Source organism: Streptomyces sp. NPDC060049 (genome assembly GCF_042736715.1).
Classification (GTDB): domain Bacteria; phylum Actinomycetota; class Actinomycetes; order Streptomycetales; family Streptomycetaceae; genus Streptomyces.
Map to the genome: position 1 here is coordinate 55,003 of NZ_JBHWVV010000028.1, position 15,342 is coordinate 70,344.

The following is a 15,342-nucleotide window of genomic DNA, read 5'->3' on the forward strand; positions in this document are numbered from 1 at the left end:
CGGCAACCCGGTGGATGACCGGCGTCCGACCTGGGACGATCGAGACATGACGCCCACCTTTGACCATCTCGTCGCGGAAGCCGAGTCCGTGTCCGTGGACGGCTGGGACTTCTCCTGGCTCGACGGCCGCGCCGTCGAGCAGCGCCCCTCGTGGGGCTACCAGCAGCTCCTCGGGGAGCGCCTGGCCGGGGTCCGCTCGGCCCTGGACATCCAGACCGGCGGCGGGGAGGTGCTCGCCGGGGCCGGGCCCCTGCCCCCGCTGATGGCGGCAACCGAGTCCTGGCCGCCGAACATCGACAAGGCGACGCGGCTGCTGCACCCGCTCGGCGCGGTGGTCGTCGCGGACCGCGACGAGCCTCCGCTGCCGTTCGCCGACGAGGCCTTCGAGTTCGTCTGCAGCCGGCATCCGGTGACGATCTGGTGGGACGAGATCGCGCGGGTGCTGCGGCCCGGCGGCACGTACTTCTCCCAGCAGGTGGGTCCGGCGAGCGTCTTCGAGCTGGTCGAGTACTTCCTGGGCCCGCAGCCGGAGGAGGCCCGGCGCGGCCGGCACCCGGACGACGCGGTCGCCGACGCCACGGGGGCCGGGCTGGAGGTCGTGGATCTGCGCTCGGAGCGGCTGCGGACGGAGTTCCACGACATCGGAGCCGTGATCTACTTCCTCCGGAAGGTGATCTGGATGGTGCCCGGTTTCACAGTCGGGCACTTTCGGGACCGCTTGCGCGAGCTGCACGAACAGATCGAACGGGACGGCCCGTTCGTCGCGCACACCGCCCGATTCCTCATCGAGGCCCGCAAAACGGGCTGACAAAACGGGCGGACGCGACCACCCCCGAACGGTTGCCCGGTCACAGCGTGGCGCAGGTCACTCAATTCAGCGCGTAACGAATCGACTCGGGCATGCGATGAACCGACAGGTGTCCTCGTGCGGCCCGGAATACAGACCCCCCTCGGGTCTGTTTCCCAAGTTCGCGCGATGATGTCCAGCCACCCCTTATCTGTTCGCAACGAGAGGCTCCTTGTGTCGCTCAGCCCGTCCCGTACGTTCCCCACGGAGATCGCCGAATCCGAGGCCCTTGTCGCGCTTGTCGAGCGCGGCCGCGAGCAGGGTCACATCAACGGTGATGACGTGCGCCAGGCCTTCGAGGCCGGTCGCATCCCGGTGGACCAGTGGAAGCGGGTCCTGCGCAGCCTGAACCAGGTCCTGGACGAGGAGGGCGTCGCGCTGCACGTCAGCGCCGCGCCCGCCACGAAGGCTGCCGCCAAGAAGCCGCGCAAGGCGGCCGCCGCCCCGGCTCGCGCCGTCACCAAGAAGGCCGCTGCCCCGCCGCGCCTCATCGGCGCGCGCAAGACGGCGGCCACCGCCACCGCCGCGGCGATATCCGACCCGTCGGCCTCCGGCACCGAGGAGGAGGTGGCGGCCGAGGCCGCCGCCGCGCCGAAGAAGCGTACGGTCAAGAAGACCGCCGCGAAGAAGACCGCCGTGAAGAAGACGGCCGCGACGAAGAAGACCAAGGACGGCGACGAGGCCGAGGCCCCCGTGGCCGAGGGCGAGGACTGGGCGGCCGAGGACCTCGACGACGACGCCGAGAAGGAGACGCCCAAGACGGGCGGCAGCGCCGGCTTCGTCCTGTCCGACGACGACGAGGACGACGCCCCGGCGCAGACGGTCATGGTCGCCGGCGCCACCGCCGACCCCGTCAAGGACTACCTCAAGCTCATCGGCAAGGTGCCGCTGCTCAACGCCGAGCAGGAGGTCGAGCTCGCCAAGCGGATCGAGGCCGGTCTCTTCTCCGAGTACAAGCTCGAAGAGGAGGAGGACCACAAGCCCGCCTTCAAGCGCGAGCTGGAGATCCTCGTCGAGGACGGCCGCCGCGCCAAGAACCACCTGCTGGAGGCCAACCTCCGCCTCGTGGTCTCGCTGGCCAAGCGCTACACCGGCCGCGGCATGCTCTTCCTGGACCTGATCCAGGAGGGCAACGTCGGTCTGATCCGCGCCGTGGAGAAGTTCGACTACACCAAGGGCTTCAAGTTCTCCACGTACGCGACGTGGTGGATCCGCCAGGCGATCACGCGTGCCATGGCCGACCAGTCGCGCACCATCCGCATCCCCGTCCACATGGTCGAGATCATCAACAAGCTGGCCCGCGTCCAGCGCCAGATGCTCCAGGACCTCGGCCGGGAGCCCACTCCGGAGGAGCTGGGCAAGGAACTCGACATGACCCCCGAGAAGGTCATCGAGGTCCAGAAGTACGGCCGTGAGCCGATCTCCCTGCACACCCCGCTGGGTGAGGAGGGCGACAGCGAGTTCGGTGACCTCATCGAGGACTCCGAGGCGGTCGTCCCGGCCGACGCCGTGAGCTTCACCTTCCTCCAGGAGCAGCTCCAGTCGATCCTGGGCACGCTCTCGGAGCGCGAGGCGGGCGTGGTCTCCATGCGCTACGGGCTCAACGACGGCCAGCCCAAGACCCTCGACGAGATCGGCCGCGTGTACGGGGTCACCCGTGAGCGCATCCGCCAGATCGAGTCGAAGACGATGTCGAAGCTGCGTCACCCGTCGCGCTCGCAGGTGCTGCGCGACTACCTCGACTGAGCCGGCCCGCGCACAGCGCCCCCCGTCCCCGCCGTTCGGCGGGAACGGGGGGCGCTGTCGTTCGCGGCAGTCGGACGAGGCCGTGTTCAGGCCGCGGAGTGCTCCAGCAGGTGCTTGAGCTTCTCCTCGACCCGGGGCGTCTCCTTGCGGACCATGGGCTTGACCACGAGCGGGACCAGCGCATTGCGCCGGGCGGCCCGGCCCGCGCACCGCTTCGTCACCGCGGCCCGTGGCCCCTACGGCGCCCGGGGCGGCTCCGCGACCCGGGTCGCCGGCACCGCCGGAGGCACCGGCACCTGGGGGCCGTCCGCCTCGCGGAGCCACCGCCGCAGTACCTCGTGCACCGCCTCCGCGCCCACCAGTTCGCCGTCCGGCCCGGGCGCCGGATCGGACAGCTCCGCCGGCCACATCAGGAACGGGTGCGCCTGCTCCCCGCCCAGGCCGCCGTGCGACCCGATCTGCTCCTCGAAGGCGTGGACCGCGCCCGTCACCGGGTCGTACGCCGAGTTGACCATCACGTCGGCCACGTGCGGGAAGGTGTCGGTCCGTCGGACCGCCCGCGCCGCCCCCGGCCCGAAGCGCGCCAGCAGCTCCTCCGCCGCACCCGGCTCGTCCAGCCGCGCCTGCGCCCCGCCCGGCCCCAGCACCACGCCGTCGACCAGCAGGAACCCGATCCCGGGGTGGTTCGCCAGGGTGGCCAGCAGCGCCGGGTGGGCGCGGTCGATGCGCTCCCGCGACGCCCGGCCGGGCAGGTCCGGGAAGGAGATCAGCCCGAGGTTGCCGGACGCGAGCACCACCGGGTCCGGGCCCTGCCCGGGGTGCACCTCCTCGTCGGCCTCCTCGACCGGCCGGTGCAGGGCGGCCAGTACGGCGGCACGCGCCTCCGCCCCGCTGTGCGTACGGCCGGCCCGCCGGGACACAGGCAGCCCGCAGCCGGCCCGCACCAGGTCCTTGAGGGTGAGGCCGTAGCAGCCCAGGAAGGTCTCCCCCGGGCTCTGGCCGTGGTCCGAGAGCAGCACGATCCGGTACTCCCGCGGGGCGTGCTCGGCGACGCGGGCGATGAGGGCGAGGCTGCGGTCGAGGCGGGCGAGCACCTGGTCGGTGTCCCTGGCGCGCGGACCCGAGTGGTGGGCGACCTCGTCGTAGGCGACCAGGTCGGCGTAGACCGCGGCGCGCCCGGCCAGCATGTCGCCGATCACCGCGGCGACGACCACGTCCCGCTCCACCACCGTCGCGAAGGCCCGGATCAGCGGGTAGAGCCCGCCGCGCGAGATGCGCGGCCGGTCCCCGCGCAGGCGGGCGCGTACCGACTGGGTGATCTCGCGGGCCACCTCGGCTACGAAGGAGAGCGCGGTACGGACCGCGTTCGCCGGGTCGGAGAAGTAGGCGAAGTAGCCCGCTCGCGAACGGTTCTCCCGTCCCCGGCGCGCCGATACGGACAGGACGAGGGCCAGCTGGTCCGCGCCGCCGCTGAACAGGTTTCCGCGGCTGGCGCCGTCGAGGGTGAGCAGGCCGCCGTCCCCGCTGCGCTCGACGGCGCGCCGCTGGAGCTCGGCGGCGCTGGTGGGCCGGTTGCAGACCACCACTTCGCCGGTGTCCTTCTCGTACCAGCGGAAGGCCGGGACGTCGAAGTTGGAGCCGTGCAGGATGCCGAGCTGGCTGGCCCCGGTCTGGCTGGACCAGTCGGTCCGCCAGGACGCGAGGCGGTGGGTGCGGTCGAGCCAGTCGGCCACCGTCGGCATCAGCCCGCTGTCCGACCCGCGGCTCAGCACCTCGTGGCCGACCCCGTCGAGCTGGAGGAAGACCAGACCCGGGGCGCCCTCGCCCGCGCCGGGCGGCCCCTCGCGGCGCTGCCTGCGCCGACGCCGGTCGGCGAGGCGGTACAGCCGGCGCCGGTAGGCCTCGTCGTCCCGTACGGCCAGCGCGGTGGAGGTCGCGGAGGCGACGGCGGACATCACGGCGGCGACGACCACCGCCGTCTCGGGGGCCGCCGCGCCGCGTCCGGCGGGGATCACGCTGAGGGCTATGAGCAGGAGGGAGCCGTTGAGGAAGAAGACCAGCAGGCCGAGCACCAGAGCCGGCACGAGCAGGAGGGCGCGCACGAGGACCGGCCAGACGAGGGCACTCAGCAGGCCGAACGCGCCGGCGCCGACGGCGGCCGTCAGCCCGATCCGCGTGATGCTGTCGCGGTCGCCGCCGGCGTCGGCCTGGAGCCGGAAGTCGGGGAGGACGCCGGCGAGGACGAGCATGGTGAGGGTGGACACCGCCCAGACGAGGACCACCCGCACGAGGGCGCTGCCCGCACTCCGCCACCGGCCTCGCGCCACGTCCGCACCCGCCTCACCGCCGTGGCCCGCACCGCGCCGCCGGGCTTCCGTCCCACCCTCCCAGGCTCGCACAACCGGTCCGCCCGTGCGGACGGCACCGGTGGCGGATGTGCGTGCGGAAGGCGGCGGCCCGCCCCGGACGGGGAGCGGGCAGGAGGGACGGGCGGTTACGTACCGTCGTAGCCGGCGGTCGGCATGGAGAGCCGGCGGTGTACCTCGGCCTTCATCCCGGAGGTGTACCTCGGCTCGTCGAGACCGGCGGTTTCCAGCCGTACGCCGCGCCGCTCGCACTCGGCCGTGAACTCCTCCACGGAGCGCAGCGCCCGGGAGAGCACCCGGTGGTTGGCGGTGACGAACAGGTCGACGCGGTCGGCGTCGACGTCGTTCCACAGTCCGCAGTGGTCGGCGCGCAGCCCGTAGACGAGGAGTTCCCGGGTCACCACGTAACCCCGGGAGGCGGCCCAGCGGGCACACATGGCGTGCTGGCTCCGGGTGTCGACGGCGAAGGGATCGGCGTCCAGATCCTCGAGCGGGGCCAGGCTGGCGATCGCGGCCACGCGCAGCTCATCCATGCCGCCCGACCCTACTCCGATCCGCTGCCGGGGAGGAGGGGGTGTGGAGGGCCGGTTCCGGGCGGACGGAGCGGGCAGCATCTAGGCTCGACGGGAACGGGACGAGGGAGGGAGACCGGGGACCGGTGGAGATCACCTGGTGGGGCCATGCCACCTGCACCGTCGAGGACTCCGGTGTCAGGCTGCTGACGGATCCGCTGTTCGCGCGGCGCCTCGCGCACTTGCGGCGCCGCCGGGGAGCGGTGCCACCGCCGGAGGCGGCGGCAGCGGACGCGGTGCTCGTCTCCCACCTGCACTCCGACCACCTGCATCTGCCGTCGCTCGCCCGGCTGGCGGCCGGGACCCGGCTGCTGGTGCCCCGAGGGGCACGGCGGGCGGTACCGGGGCTGGCCCGGGTCGCGCGGCTGCGGGGGCTGGCGGTCACGGAGATGGGGCCGGGCGATGTGACGGCGGTGAGCGGCGCCGGCGGCGGCGCGGGCGGCGTACGGGTGCGGGCGGTCAGTGCGCGGCACGACGGGCGGCGGCTGCCGATCGGCCCGCAGATCGCGCCCGCGCTCGGTTACGTGATCGAGGGCTCGGCCCGGACCTACTTCGCCGGGGACACCGGGCTGTTCGACTCGATGGCCCGTGAGGTCGGGCCGGTGGACGTGGCCCTGCTGCCGGTGGGCGGCTGGGGGCCGTACCTGGGCCCGGGACACCTCGACGCGGCGCGCGCGGCGCGGGCGCTGGCCGTGCTGGCGCCGGCGGCGGCGGTTCCGGTGCACTGGGGGACGTACTGGCCGATCGGGATGGACGCGGTGCGGCCGCACGAATTCCACGCGCCGGGCGAGGAGTTCGTCCGCTGTGCGCTGCGGGAGGCACCGAAGGTGACGGTACGGGTGCCCGAGCACGGCGAGCGGATGCGGCTGCCGTGACGGCCTCCTCGGCCCTGCACCGCATAGCGGCGGCGGCCGGTGACGTCCCGCCCGAGACGACTCAGCAGGCCGTCGGCTATCCGGCGCTGTTCGTCCTGGTCGCGCTGGGGGCGCTGGTTCCGGTCATTCCCACGGGCGCGCTGGTGAGTACGGCGGCGGTCGTGGCGCTCCACCAGGAGACTCCGTCCCTGACCCTCCCGCTGGTCTTCCTCGTCGCCTCCCTGGCCGCGTTCACCGGGGACCTGGCGCTGTACTGGCTGGGCGGGCGCGGGGTCCGCTCCCGCAACGGCTCGCGCCGGCTGGAGTCGCTGCGCCGCCGGGCGACCCCCGAACGCCTCGCGCAGGCCCAGTGGAAGCTGGACGAGCACGGCGTCCTGGTCCTGGTGGTCTCCCGTCTGGTCCCGGCGGGCCGGATCCCGGTCATGCTGGCCTGCCTCCTGGGAGGACTCCCGCTCCGCCGCTTCGCACGCGGGGACGCCCCCGCCTGTCTGGCCTGGGCTGCGACCTACGGCCTGATCGGCATCCTGGGCGGCTCCCTGTTCTCGGAACCCTGGAAGGGCGTGGCCCTGGCGGTGGCCCTCACCCTGGCCATCAGCACGGCCCCGGCCCTGTGGCGCCGCCTCCACGCGTGACAACTGGCCGCGTGCCGGACGGCGGCGCGCTCGGTGACGGGACCGGCCGTCCGGTATCCGTACCGGCCCGCGCGCCGGAGTTCGCGGGTGCCTCGGTCTCGTCTCTCACCGCGAGGTCTCCGTTCGCCGGCGGGAGTCGGGTCTTCAGTCGGACAGCCCGGCCAGGACCGACCGGAGCCGTTCCAGCGCGCTCCGCACGTGGGGCAGTTCGAGGGGGTCGGCCGCGGTGAGCGCGGCCAGCCGCTCCTCGGGGGTCGTGCCCAGCAGCGGCCCGGTGGACAGCCGGACCCTCAGGGCCACCGGCTCGTCCGCGAACCGCTGCCCGCCGGGCGTCGGGGCTCCGAGCCGGCCGCCCAGCCAGTCCTCCAGTTCCATCGCGTCGCCGACGCCCTGCCGGGCGAGCCCCGCGCGCAGGGGCGTCAGGTCGGCGTAGAGGTGCCGGCCGGCCTGCGGGGGCCGGGCCAGCGCCCCGGCGGCCAGCAGCTCCCGGTGCGCGGCGGCGGCGACCGTGCCGTGCAGGGTGGCCGCCGCCGCGGCGCGGCCGGCGACGGCGGCGGGTTCGTCGAGGGCGTGCGCGGCGGCCCCGGCGACGGGCCCCGCGACGAATCCGCCGGTCGCGGTGAGCACGTCGAGGGTGCGGGCCCGCAGCGAGGTGCCGTGCGGGGTGCCGGGGAAGCGGACGACGGCGGCGGGCCAGCCGACGGGCAGCAGCGCTCCGGACAGGTCGAGGAGGACGGCGGTCTCGTCGGGCAGCATCTCGGCGGGGCTGAGGACGAGGGTGCCGTGCGCCCGGTCGGCGGTCCCGTCGGCGCCTCCGTCCACGCCTGCGCGGGTGGCGCCGCGTGCGGGGTGGTGGACGGTGTCCCGCCAGGTCTCGTCGCTGACGACGAACAGCCCGGCCGCCGCGGCGGCTTCGCACGCCTCCCGCAGCAGTTCGGGCGGCGGCACGCTGGCCGTCGGGTCGTCGGCCACGGACAGCAGCAGCACCCGCGGGTCGCCGCCCTCGGCACGCACCCGCCGCACGGTCTCCAGCAGGGCGTAGGGGTCGGGTACGCCGCCGCACTCGGCCGGGGTCGGGACGTGGTAGGCCCGCCGTCCCAGCAGCCGGACCTGCGGGGTCCACCAGGCGGGACAGGGGCGGGGCAGCATGACGTCGCCGCCGTACGCGCCGAGCAGCGCGAGCAGCAGCGCGGGCGCACCGGCTCCGGCGGCCACGTGGTCGGGGTCGGTCGCCAGCCCCCGCCGGCCCCAGTGCCGGGCCGCGGCGGCCCGTACGGGCACTCCCCCGCCCGGTGGCTCGGGAGCCGATCGCCAGGCGGCCCCCGCGAGGACCGCCGTGAGTTCGGGCAGGACGGGCAGGCCCGGCTGAGGAGCGTGCGGGCCGTAGCGGACCGGACCTCGGCCCTCGGCCTTCGTGCGCTGGATCCCCGACACCGCGCGCCACCTCTTCCCGCCGTCCGGAGCTCACCGACCATGCCTTTATACGGTTATTTGCCCATAATTGCCCGTCGTAGCCGGGCAGCCCCACCTACGGGCACGCAGGCGCTCGGGCGGTCGGCCCCCTCAGCCGTCCCGCCCCAGCAGCGCGAGCAGCCGGGTCTGGGCGTTCGCCCCCGCCGGCACCTCCAGCGGCGGCGCGTACATGCCGGTCGCGGCCAGCCCGGCGGCGTAGGGCATGACCTCCTTGAGGGAGAACTCGACGAGGCCGTCCGGCAGCCGGTCGTCGGCGCGTACGGCCCGCGCGAGGTCCCATGCGTGGACGACGCAGTCGGCCGTCAGCTCGGAGCAGTAGGCCGAGCCGAGCGCGGGCCCGTAGGAGAGCCGGACGGTGCGCTCCAGCGCCCCGGGGATCTCGAAGGCGACGCGCGCGGCGGCCGAGGCCCGCTCCCAGGCCTCGACGGGGTCGGTGCCGAGGACGTCACCGGAGAAGGTGCTGCCGACGTCCTCGACGGTGCGGCCGTCTGACCAGGGGCGGTATCCAGAGCTGTTCGGCGGTGACGTGGTTGACCAGGTCGCGCACGCTCCATTCGCTACAGGGCGTCGGAGCGTCCCACTGGGTGTCCGCGACGGCGCGCACGTGTCTGCCGAAGAGCCGCAGCGCTTCGGCGTGCCGGTCGAGCAGCGGGTCCGGCATCGATCTCACCGTCCTTCACCGGGTCGCCCCCTCCCGGGCTTCACTCTCCTCGCACCTGTGGTGCCCTGCCACCGTCCTGCAGACTCCGCGCCCCACTTCCTTGGCATGCAAGGAGTGTGTCCACATATCAAAACGGAGATCTCATATGCCGAACTGATCCCTTACGGTGGGACCAGCGGTCGGACGTCACTTCGACACCGCTGCGAAAACACCGCGAAAACTCTGCGAGAGCACTTCGAGAGCACTTCGACGACGAAGGAGCCACGGCCATGAGCCCCACGGACGCCACGGACACCGCGCACGAGACCGCGGTCTACACCCACGGGCACCACGAGTCGGTGCTGCGCTCGCACCGCTGGCGCACGGCGGCCAACTCCGCCGCGTACCTGGTCGGCGAGTTGCGCCCGGGCATGGCCGTCCTGGACGTGGGCTGCGGTCCGGGCACGATCACGGCGGACCTGGCCGAGCTGGTGGGCCCGCGGGGCCGGGTCACGGCGGTGGACGCGGCGCCGGACGTGATCGAGCAGGCCGCCGCCTACGCGGGGGAACGGGGCCTGGCCACCATCGATTTCGCCACGGCCGATGTCCACGCCCTCGACTTCCCGGACGACTCCTTCGACGTGGTCCACGCCCACCAGGTGCTCCAGCACGTCGGCAACCCGGTCCAGGCGCTGCGCGAGATGCGCCGGGTGTGCCGGCCCGGCGGGATCGTGGCGGTGCGGGACGCGGACTACGCGGCGATGACGTGGTATCCGCGGACCCCGGGGCTGGAGGAGTGGCTGAGCCTGTACCGGCGGGTCGCCCGCGCCAACGGCGGCGAGCCCGACGCGGGACGCCGCCTGCGCGCGTGGGCGCGGGCGGCGGGCTTCACGGACGTGACCTGCACGGCGACCTCGTGGTGTTACGCGACCGACGAGGAGGCCGCCTGGTGGTCCTCGCTGTGGGCGGACCGCACGACGGCCTCCGCCTACGCCGGGATCGCGACCGGCGGCGGACACGCGACGGAGGCGGAGCTGGCGGCCGTCGCGGAGGCCTGGCACGCGTGGGGCGCGGATCCCGACGCCTGGTTCTCGGTCCTGAACGGCGAGATCATCGCCCGCGCCTGACCCGGCACGGCGGCTGCCCCACCCGCCCCGTCCGGGCCTCCGGGACCACGGCCTCCGGGGCTCCGGGCCTCCGGGACCACGGCCTCCGGGACCACGGCCTACGGGGCTCCGGGCCTCCGGGACCACGGCCTCCGGGACCACGGCCTCCGGGGCTCCGGGCCTCCGGGACCACGGCCTCCGGGACCACGGCCTACGGGGCTCCGGGACCGCGGACGGGAAGCAGGCCGGGCCGCTTCGCCGTGCGCCCGTCGCCGGAGGAGCGCCCGCGAAGCCGGCGGCCGATCCAGGGTCCGGCGAACCCGACGGCCCACCGCAGCTCCCCCGCGACGCCCCGCAGTCCGGCCGGGGCCCGCGGCGGCGGGCCGGGCAGCGGGCGGGTCCAGGAGTCGTCACTGCCGGGCAGCCCCAGGGCGTGCGCGACACCGGCGGCGATCATCGCGTGGCCGAGCGGCGTGGCGTGCAGCCGGTCGGCGCTCCACATCCGGGGGTCCGTGGACGCCTCGTGCCGGGCGAAGTCGGCGACGACCACCCCGCGGCGCTGTGCCGCCTGCCGGATCCGCTCGTTGAGCGCGTGGACGCGCGGGGCCGCGCCCCTGGCGAGCGGGACGAGCTTCGCGATGTCGGGGAAGGTGACGGTGGCGACGCGGGCGCCCTGCGCGGTGAGCGCGGCGAACATCTCCTCCAGGTGCCCGGCCACCTCGTCGGCGTCGAATCGTGGCCGCAGCACGTCGTTGACGCCGGCGACGACGGTGGCCACGTCGGGGCGCAGCGCCAGAGCGGGCGCGAGCTGCCCCTCACGGACCCCTGCCGCGAGACGGCCCCGTACGGCCAGGTTCGCGTACCGGGCGCCGGGGTCGTGCGCCGCGATCAGCTCGGCGAGCCGGTCGGCGCACCCGCGCAGGCCGCTGCGGTCGTCGCCGTCGCCGACGCCTTCCGTCTGGCTGTCGCCGAGCGCGACGTAGCGCGTCCCGCGACCGCGGCCGCCCCGCCCGTTCCCGTCGTCGCTCTGGGTCGGGCTCTGGGTCGGGCTCTGGTTCCGGCTCTGGTTCCGGCTCTGGTCGCGCTCATCGACCGGCACGGTCCGCCCGCCTCTCGCTCAGGATGGTCGTGGTGCGTTCGTACCAGGCCCGGTTGGCGCGCTCGAACTCCAGGCCGCGCAGGCAAGTGAGGTAGGGGCCGATCCGCGCGCCGTGGCGCAGGAAGTCCTCCTCGGCGCGCTCTCCGCGCATCTTGGCCAGCAGCGCGCCGAACAGCTCGATCTTGGAGTCGGCGAAGGCGATGCGCTCAGCGAGCTGCGCGATGAGGGCGCTCGTGTCGACGTGGTCCGCGGCCTGGACCTTCACGAGCAGGTCGTCGCGGATGAAGGAGGGCTTCGTGGAGGTGGCCGCGAAGCGTTCCAGCTCTGCCAGGCCGGCGGCCGTGACCTGGAACAGGCGCTTGTTGGGCCGGGTGTCCTGGACGACCTCCCGGCCGGCGATGAACCCCTCCTGTTCCAGCTTGGCCAGCTCGGCGTAGAGCTGCTGGGGCAGCGCGTGCCAGAAGTTGGCCACGCCCGTGCCGAACGCCTTGGCCAGCTGGTAGCCGCTCAGCTCCTCGTCGAGCAGCGCCGCCAGTACGGCGTGACGCAAAGCCACCGGTCGCCTCCTCAGGTCCGTTCACCGCGGCGTCTTCTCAGGACGCCGAGGCCATGATAGTCAAGAAACTGACTAATCACATCGATGACTATCAAGGAGACCACATGAGCACCGGCACGAGCACCGCCGACCGGTTCCGCGCCGCGGTCGACAGCCAGGACCTCGCCGCGCTGGACGGGCTGTTCACCGAGGACGTCCGGCTCAACAGCCCGGTGAAGTCGAAGCCGTTCGAGGGCAAGGCGGCGGTACTGGCCCTCTTCCGCGTCCTCCTGCGCACCTTCGAGGACTTCCACTACGTCGGCCACTTCGACGGCCGCGTCGAGGCCGGCGCCGACGGCGCCGAGGGGCCGGCGACCGTGCTGCCCTTCCGGACCACCGTGAAGGGCAGGCAGGTGCACGGCATCGACATGCTGCACCTCGCACCCGGGGGCCTGATCAGCGAGATCACCGTGATGATCCGCCCCCAGACGGCGGTCCTGGCCGTGGGCGAGGCGGTCCTCGCCGGCCTCGTCGCCGACGGCCTCGTCCCGGACCCGGCGACGGCGACGGCGACGGCGACGGCGACGGCCTAGACCGAGCACAGCGGCGCCCCGGGGCTGCTGCCGTCCGCCTTCGCCCGGGGCGCCGCCGGCGGCAGCCTCCGCTTTGCCGCCCGCACCCGCCGCCCGCACCCGCCGCCCGACCGGCCGGGCACGCCCGGGGGTCAGTCCCCCGGTGGGCGCATCCGGAAGTTGTACGGGGTCGGGAGCGGGCGGTCCGTGAGGGTGGACCAGACGTCCGCGAGGACCTCCTCGCCCTCGCGGAGGTCGGGCAGTTCGAAGCCCTCCTCGAAGACCCGGCGGGCCGCGCCCACGTGTCCCTCCGCCGCCAGGAGGCGGGCCGCGGCCAGCCGGAAGCGACCCTCGTCGCGCAGTGCGGGCCGCAGCCGGTCCCACACCGCGCGGGCCCCCGGCAGCAGCCCCGCCGAGAGCAGGGACTCCAACGCCTCGCGTCCCAGCGCCGATTCCGCGGCGAGCCATGCCGTACCGCCCCTGCTCTCCCGGGCCAGGTCCTCGAAGGCCTCGGCGTACCAGCGGGCCGCCCGCGCCGGGTCACCGGCCAGGTCGTCCGCCACCGCCAGGCACCTGAGCAGCGGCCACCGCGAAGGGGCCAGCACCAGCCCGCGCTCCCAGCTGCGCACGGCCTGGGCGATGTCACCGGCGTGCCACTGCGCCACCCCGAGGTGGTACTCGGTCAGCGGGTCCGCCCGAGCCGTCTCCAGCATGTCCCGCCAGTGCGGGGCGACCAGGCTGGGACCGGGCGGCGCCACCTTGCGCGCGGCGGGGAAGACCCCGGTGCGCCACAGCTCCAGCCACGGCGCCTGGGCCTCGCCGAGCATGTCCTCCCCGAACGGAGTGCCCGGCAGCTTGTGGCCCCCGCACAGCACCTCCAGCGCGCCCCAGCCGGAACCGGCCGCCAGCCGCTCCCCCGGCTCGGTGTCGGCATGGGCGCGCCACGCCCCGTACGCCGCGTCCACGGCCGCCCGGGGCAGCGCGGCCTCCAACGCCGCCTCGGCGCAGCCGCGCGCCGCGGGCCAGTCCTCGCCGTGCACGGCGGCGGGGTCCGCGGACAGCGGCCCGTAGGCCTCAAGCCAGCTGAACTCGGCCCCGCCCTCCAGCCGTACGTGCTCCAGCTGGGTCCGGGCCAGCCCGGCCTGGATCTCCGCGTACCCGGCCGTGCCCGGTTCGGTCAGCCACTCCTGCCAGCGCCGGCCGCCCTCGCCCGCTCCCCAGACGAAGAGCTTGCGGCCGCGCAGCCGGTCCGTCGAACTCTGCACGAGGCCCTGCCCGTCCGCGTCCAGGGAGGCGATCCAGGGGCGGCCCCCGTCCTCGACCTCGTAGAAGAAGTCGGCCGGGTAGGTGCTGCGCAGGGGGTACGTGCGGTCCGCTCCCTCCCACCGGGGCACGGGGATCCGCCTCAGCGAGCGCTCGTACCCGAAGTGCCAGGCCTCCCCGGCCGGAGCCAGGACGCGGGTGCCCGCGTCCTCGGGCACGGCGATGTTGGACCACCAGTACACGGGCGCGGGCCGCTCGTGCGGATTGCGCACGCGGACGCCCACGTAGAGGAACGGCGAGTCCTCCGGAAGCCACAGGTCCACCTGGAAGGGCAGGTCGCGCAGCCGCTCCCATTCCCACAGCCGCACCATCACGCCTCCGTCGGGCGCCGGGACCAGGGCCGCGTGCAGCGGGGCGCAGGAGAGGGTGGTGTGGCCGGTGGCCCCGAGGTTCCACTCGATGCCGCCGGAGAACCAGGCGCCGTTGAGTGCGAAGTTCGCGGGCTGCAACACCGGGTTCCGGTAGAGCAGTTCGCGTCCGGTCGGGAGGTGGACGAGCGAATGGATCCGGCCGCCGAGACCTGGCAGCACGGTGACGCGCAGATGCGCGTTCTCGATGACGATCGTCTCGACGTCCTGCTCGGCCCGCCGCCGCCGGTACCCGTCCAGGATCCGGACGGGCAGCAGCGAGCGCAGCGGCTCGTAGCCGATCTGGCGTGCCATGTCGCGCGGCAGGCCCTCGCGCCAGGAGGCACCTCCCAGCGGTAGCTGGGGGAGTTCGTCCAGCGCGTGCACCCCGCCGGGAGCGCGCAGGGCGGGCAGGGGGTTCTCGGGCCCCAACGGGGCTGCGGGAAGGGTCAGTACGGAGCGGCGGACGGTGGTGGCCATGAGGGAAATGGAACACGCCGGGGCGGCCGGTGCACAGGGATTCGGCGGTTCACCACCGGTCAGGATTACGCAAAGCCCGCCGGGACGGAGCCCGTTGATCGACAATGGGGGCATGAGCGGCATGATCAGGAGAGCCGGGGTCTTCGACGCACCCGGGTCCGAGGACCGGTTCGCGATGCCCGCGACCGGTGACGAACGGCGCATGCTCGCCGGGATGCTGGGAGCTCAGCGCGCGACGCTGGAGCTCAAGTGTTCAGGGCTCGGGCCTGAGTTGCTCGAGCGGGCGGTGGAGCCGTCGACGCTCTCGCTGCTGGGGCTGGTACGGCACCTCGCGGATGTGGAGCGGCGCTGGTTCCGCCAGGTGCTGGCCGGGCAGGAGGCGCCGCCCCGGTTCTCGTCGCCGGCCGACCCGGACGGGGACTTCGACGGCGCGGTGTCCGGGCCCGGGGTGGTCGAGCGGGCATGGGAGGCGTGGCGGGCGGAGGTGGCGTTCGCCGAGCGGTTCGCGGCGGGCGCGCCCGACCTGGAGGTGTCCGGCAAGGACGGGTGGCGGGGCGAGGTATCGCTGCGCTGGGTGCTGATCCACATGATCGAGGAGTACGCGCGGCACAACGGGCACGCGGACCTGTTGCGGGAGCGCATCGACGGCGTGACCGGGCTCTGACCGGCGCTTTGACCGCGACCTGACCGGATTCGGGCCCCGGCCCGGGCCGGGCCGGGGCCCACCGG

General features: G+C 74.4%; 14 protein-coding genes and 1 pseudogene. 7 read left to right on the top strand and 8 right to left on the bottom strand.

Annotation, left to right across the window (positions count from 1 at the left end):
* The first annotated feature begins 46 nt into the window (after positions 1 to 46).
* On the top strand, positions 47 to 808 hold the full coding sequence (locus ACFWBY_RS34775) for a methyltransferase domain-containing protein (RefSeq protein WP_385335727.1): 762 nt from the start codon (positions 47 to 49) through the stop codon (positions 806 to 808).
* A 213-nt stretch (positions 809 to 1,021) separates the two neighbouring features.
* Complete coding sequence (locus ACFWBY_RS34780; protein ID WP_385335729.1) at positions 1,022 to 2,593, top strand: RNA polymerase sigma factor; 1,572 nt, start codon at positions 1,022 to 1,024, stop codon at positions 2,591 to 2,593.
* A gap of 86 nt (positions 2,594 to 2,679) precedes the next feature.
* On the opposite strand, the gene ACFWBY_RS34785 is transcribed toward ACFWBY_RS34780, so the two are convergent.
* The 3 genes from ACFWBY_RS34785 to ACFWBY_RS34795 all read right to left on the bottom strand — a co-directional run bounded on the left by ACFWBY_RS34785 (position 2,680) and on the right by ACFWBY_RS34795 (position 5,492).
* Complete coding sequence (locus ACFWBY_RS34785) at positions 2,680 to 2,814, bottom strand: hypothetical protein (RefSeq protein WP_385335731.1); 135 nt, start codon at positions 2,812 to 2,814, stop codon at positions 2,680 to 2,682.
* A gap of 15 nt (positions 2,815 to 2,829) precedes the next feature.
* Positions 2,830 to 4,920, bottom strand: a complete 2,091-nt coding sequence (locus ACFWBY_RS34790; RefSeq protein ID WP_385335733.1) for a phage holin family protein — start codon at positions 4,918 to 4,920, stop codon at positions 2,830 to 2,832.
* A 167-nt stretch (positions 4,921 to 5,087) separates the two neighbouring features.
* On the bottom strand, positions 5,088 to 5,492 hold the full coding sequence (locus ACFWBY_RS34795; RefSeq protein WP_385335735.1) for a hypothetical protein: 405 nt from the start codon (positions 5,490 to 5,492) through the stop codon (positions 5,088 to 5,090).
* A gap of 125 nt (positions 5,493 to 5,617) precedes the next feature.
* On the opposite strand from ACFWBY_RS34795, the gene ACFWBY_RS34800 reads away from it, so the two are divergent.
* Positions 5,618 to 6,406 carry an MBL fold metallo-hydrolase gene (locus tag ACFWBY_RS34800; protein WP_385335737.1) on the top strand — a complete coding sequence of 263 codons (789 nt, stop codon included), beginning with the start codon at positions 5,618 to 5,620 and terminating at the stop codon, positions 6,404 to 6,406.
* On the top strand, positions 6,403 to 7,038 hold the full coding sequence (locus ACFWBY_RS34805) for a DedA family protein (protein WP_385335738.1): 636 nt from the start codon (positions 6,403 to 6,405) through the stop codon (positions 7,036 to 7,038). Before ACFWBY_RS34800 ends, ACFWBY_RS34805 begins: the two co-directional genes overlap by 4 nt.
* Before the next feature lie 144 nt (positions 7,039 to 7,182).
* On the opposite strand, the gene ACFWBY_RS34810 is transcribed toward ACFWBY_RS34805, so the two are convergent.
* Both ACFWBY_RS34810 and ACFWBY_RS34815 read right to left on the bottom strand, forming a co-directional pair.
* Entirely contained in the window at positions 7,183 to 8,463 is a 1,281-nt protein-coding gene (locus tag ACFWBY_RS34810) for an aminotransferase class I/II-fold pyridoxal phosphate-dependent enzyme (RefSeq protein ID WP_385335792.1), read from the bottom strand.
* A 138-nt stretch (positions 8,464 to 8,601) separates the two neighbouring features.
* A pseudogene (locus ACFWBY_RS34815) lies at positions 8,602 to 9,172 on the bottom strand (TIGR03086 family metal-binding protein).
* A gap of 269 nt (positions 9,173 to 9,441) precedes the next feature.
* Here ACFWBY_RS34815 and ACFWBY_RS34820 point away from each other — a divergent pair.
* The gene (locus tag ACFWBY_RS34820; protein WP_385335740.1) at positions 9,442 to 10,278 is read left to right on the top strand and encodes a class I SAM-dependent methyltransferase; all 837 of its coding nucleotides are present in this window, start codon (positions 9,442 to 9,444) and stop codon (positions 10,276 to 10,278) included.
* Between the two features lie 190 nt (positions 10,279 to 10,468).
* Here ACFWBY_RS34820 and ACFWBY_RS34825 read toward each other — a convergent pair whose 3' ends face one another.
* Positions 10,469 to 11,356: an SGNH/GDSL hydrolase family protein gene (locus ACFWBY_RS34825; RefSeq protein WP_385335742.1), complete on the bottom strand. Its 888-nt coding sequence runs from the start codon at positions 11,354 to 11,356 to the stop codon at positions 10,469 to 10,471.
* Positions 11,343 to 11,912, bottom strand: a complete 570-nt coding sequence (locus tag ACFWBY_RS34830; protein WP_385335744.1) for a PadR family transcriptional regulator — start codon at positions 11,910 to 11,912, stop codon at positions 11,343 to 11,345. Before ACFWBY_RS34830 ends, ACFWBY_RS34825 begins: the two co-directional genes overlap by 14 nt.
* 104 nt (positions 11,913 to 12,016) lie before the next feature.
* Between ACFWBY_RS34830 and ACFWBY_RS34835 the strand changes: the two genes are divergently transcribed.
* On the top strand, positions 12,017 to 12,484 hold the full coding sequence (locus tag ACFWBY_RS34835; protein ID WP_385335746.1) for a nuclear transport factor 2 family protein: 468 nt from the start codon (positions 12,017 to 12,019) through the stop codon (positions 12,482 to 12,484).
* Positions 12,485 to 12,615: 131 nt separating this feature from the next.
* Here the strand turns inward: ACFWBY_RS34835 and ACFWBY_RS34840 are convergent, their stop codons facing one another.
* A complete protein-coding gene (locus ACFWBY_RS34840; RefSeq protein ID WP_385335748.1) occupies positions 12,616 to 14,613 on the bottom strand; it encodes a DUF5107 domain-containing protein in 1,998 nt (665 codons plus the stop codon).
* 112 nt (positions 14,614 to 14,725) lie between these two features.
* On the opposite strand from ACFWBY_RS34840, the gene ACFWBY_RS34845 reads away from it, so the two are divergent.
* Complete coding sequence (locus ACFWBY_RS34845) at positions 14,726 to 15,277, top strand: DinB family protein (protein WP_385335750.1); 552 nt, start codon at positions 14,726 to 14,728, stop codon at positions 15,275 to 15,277.
* Positions 15,278 to 15,342: the final 65 nt, after the last annotated feature.

Bases quoted from the DNA above. Each gene is read 5' to 3' on its own strand.
- ACFWBY_RS34775 (WP_385335727.1), top strand. From the start codon at position 47: ATGACGCCCACCTTTGACCATCTCGTCGCGGAAGCCGAGTCCGTGTCC.
- ACFWBY_RS34795 (WP_385335735.1), bottom strand. From the start codon at position 5,492: ATGGATGAGCTGCGCGTGGCCGCGATCGCCAGCCTGGCCCCGCTCGAG.
- ACFWBY_RS34820 (WP_385335740.1), top strand. From the start codon at position 9,442: ATGAGCCCCACGGACGCCACGGACACCGCGCACGAGACCGCGGTCTAC.
- ACFWBY_RS34835 (WP_385335746.1), top strand. From the start codon at position 12,017: ATGAGCACCGGCACGAGCACCGCCGACCGGTTCCGCGCCGCGGTCGAC.
- ACFWBY_RS34840 (WP_385335748.1), bottom strand. From the start codon at position 14,613: ATGGCCACCACCGTCCGCCGCTCCGTACTGACCCTTCCCGCAGCCCCG.
- ACFWBY_RS34845 (WP_385335750.1), top strand. From the start codon at position 14,726: ATGAGCGGCATGATCAGGAGAGCCGGGGTCTTCGACGCACCCGGGTCC.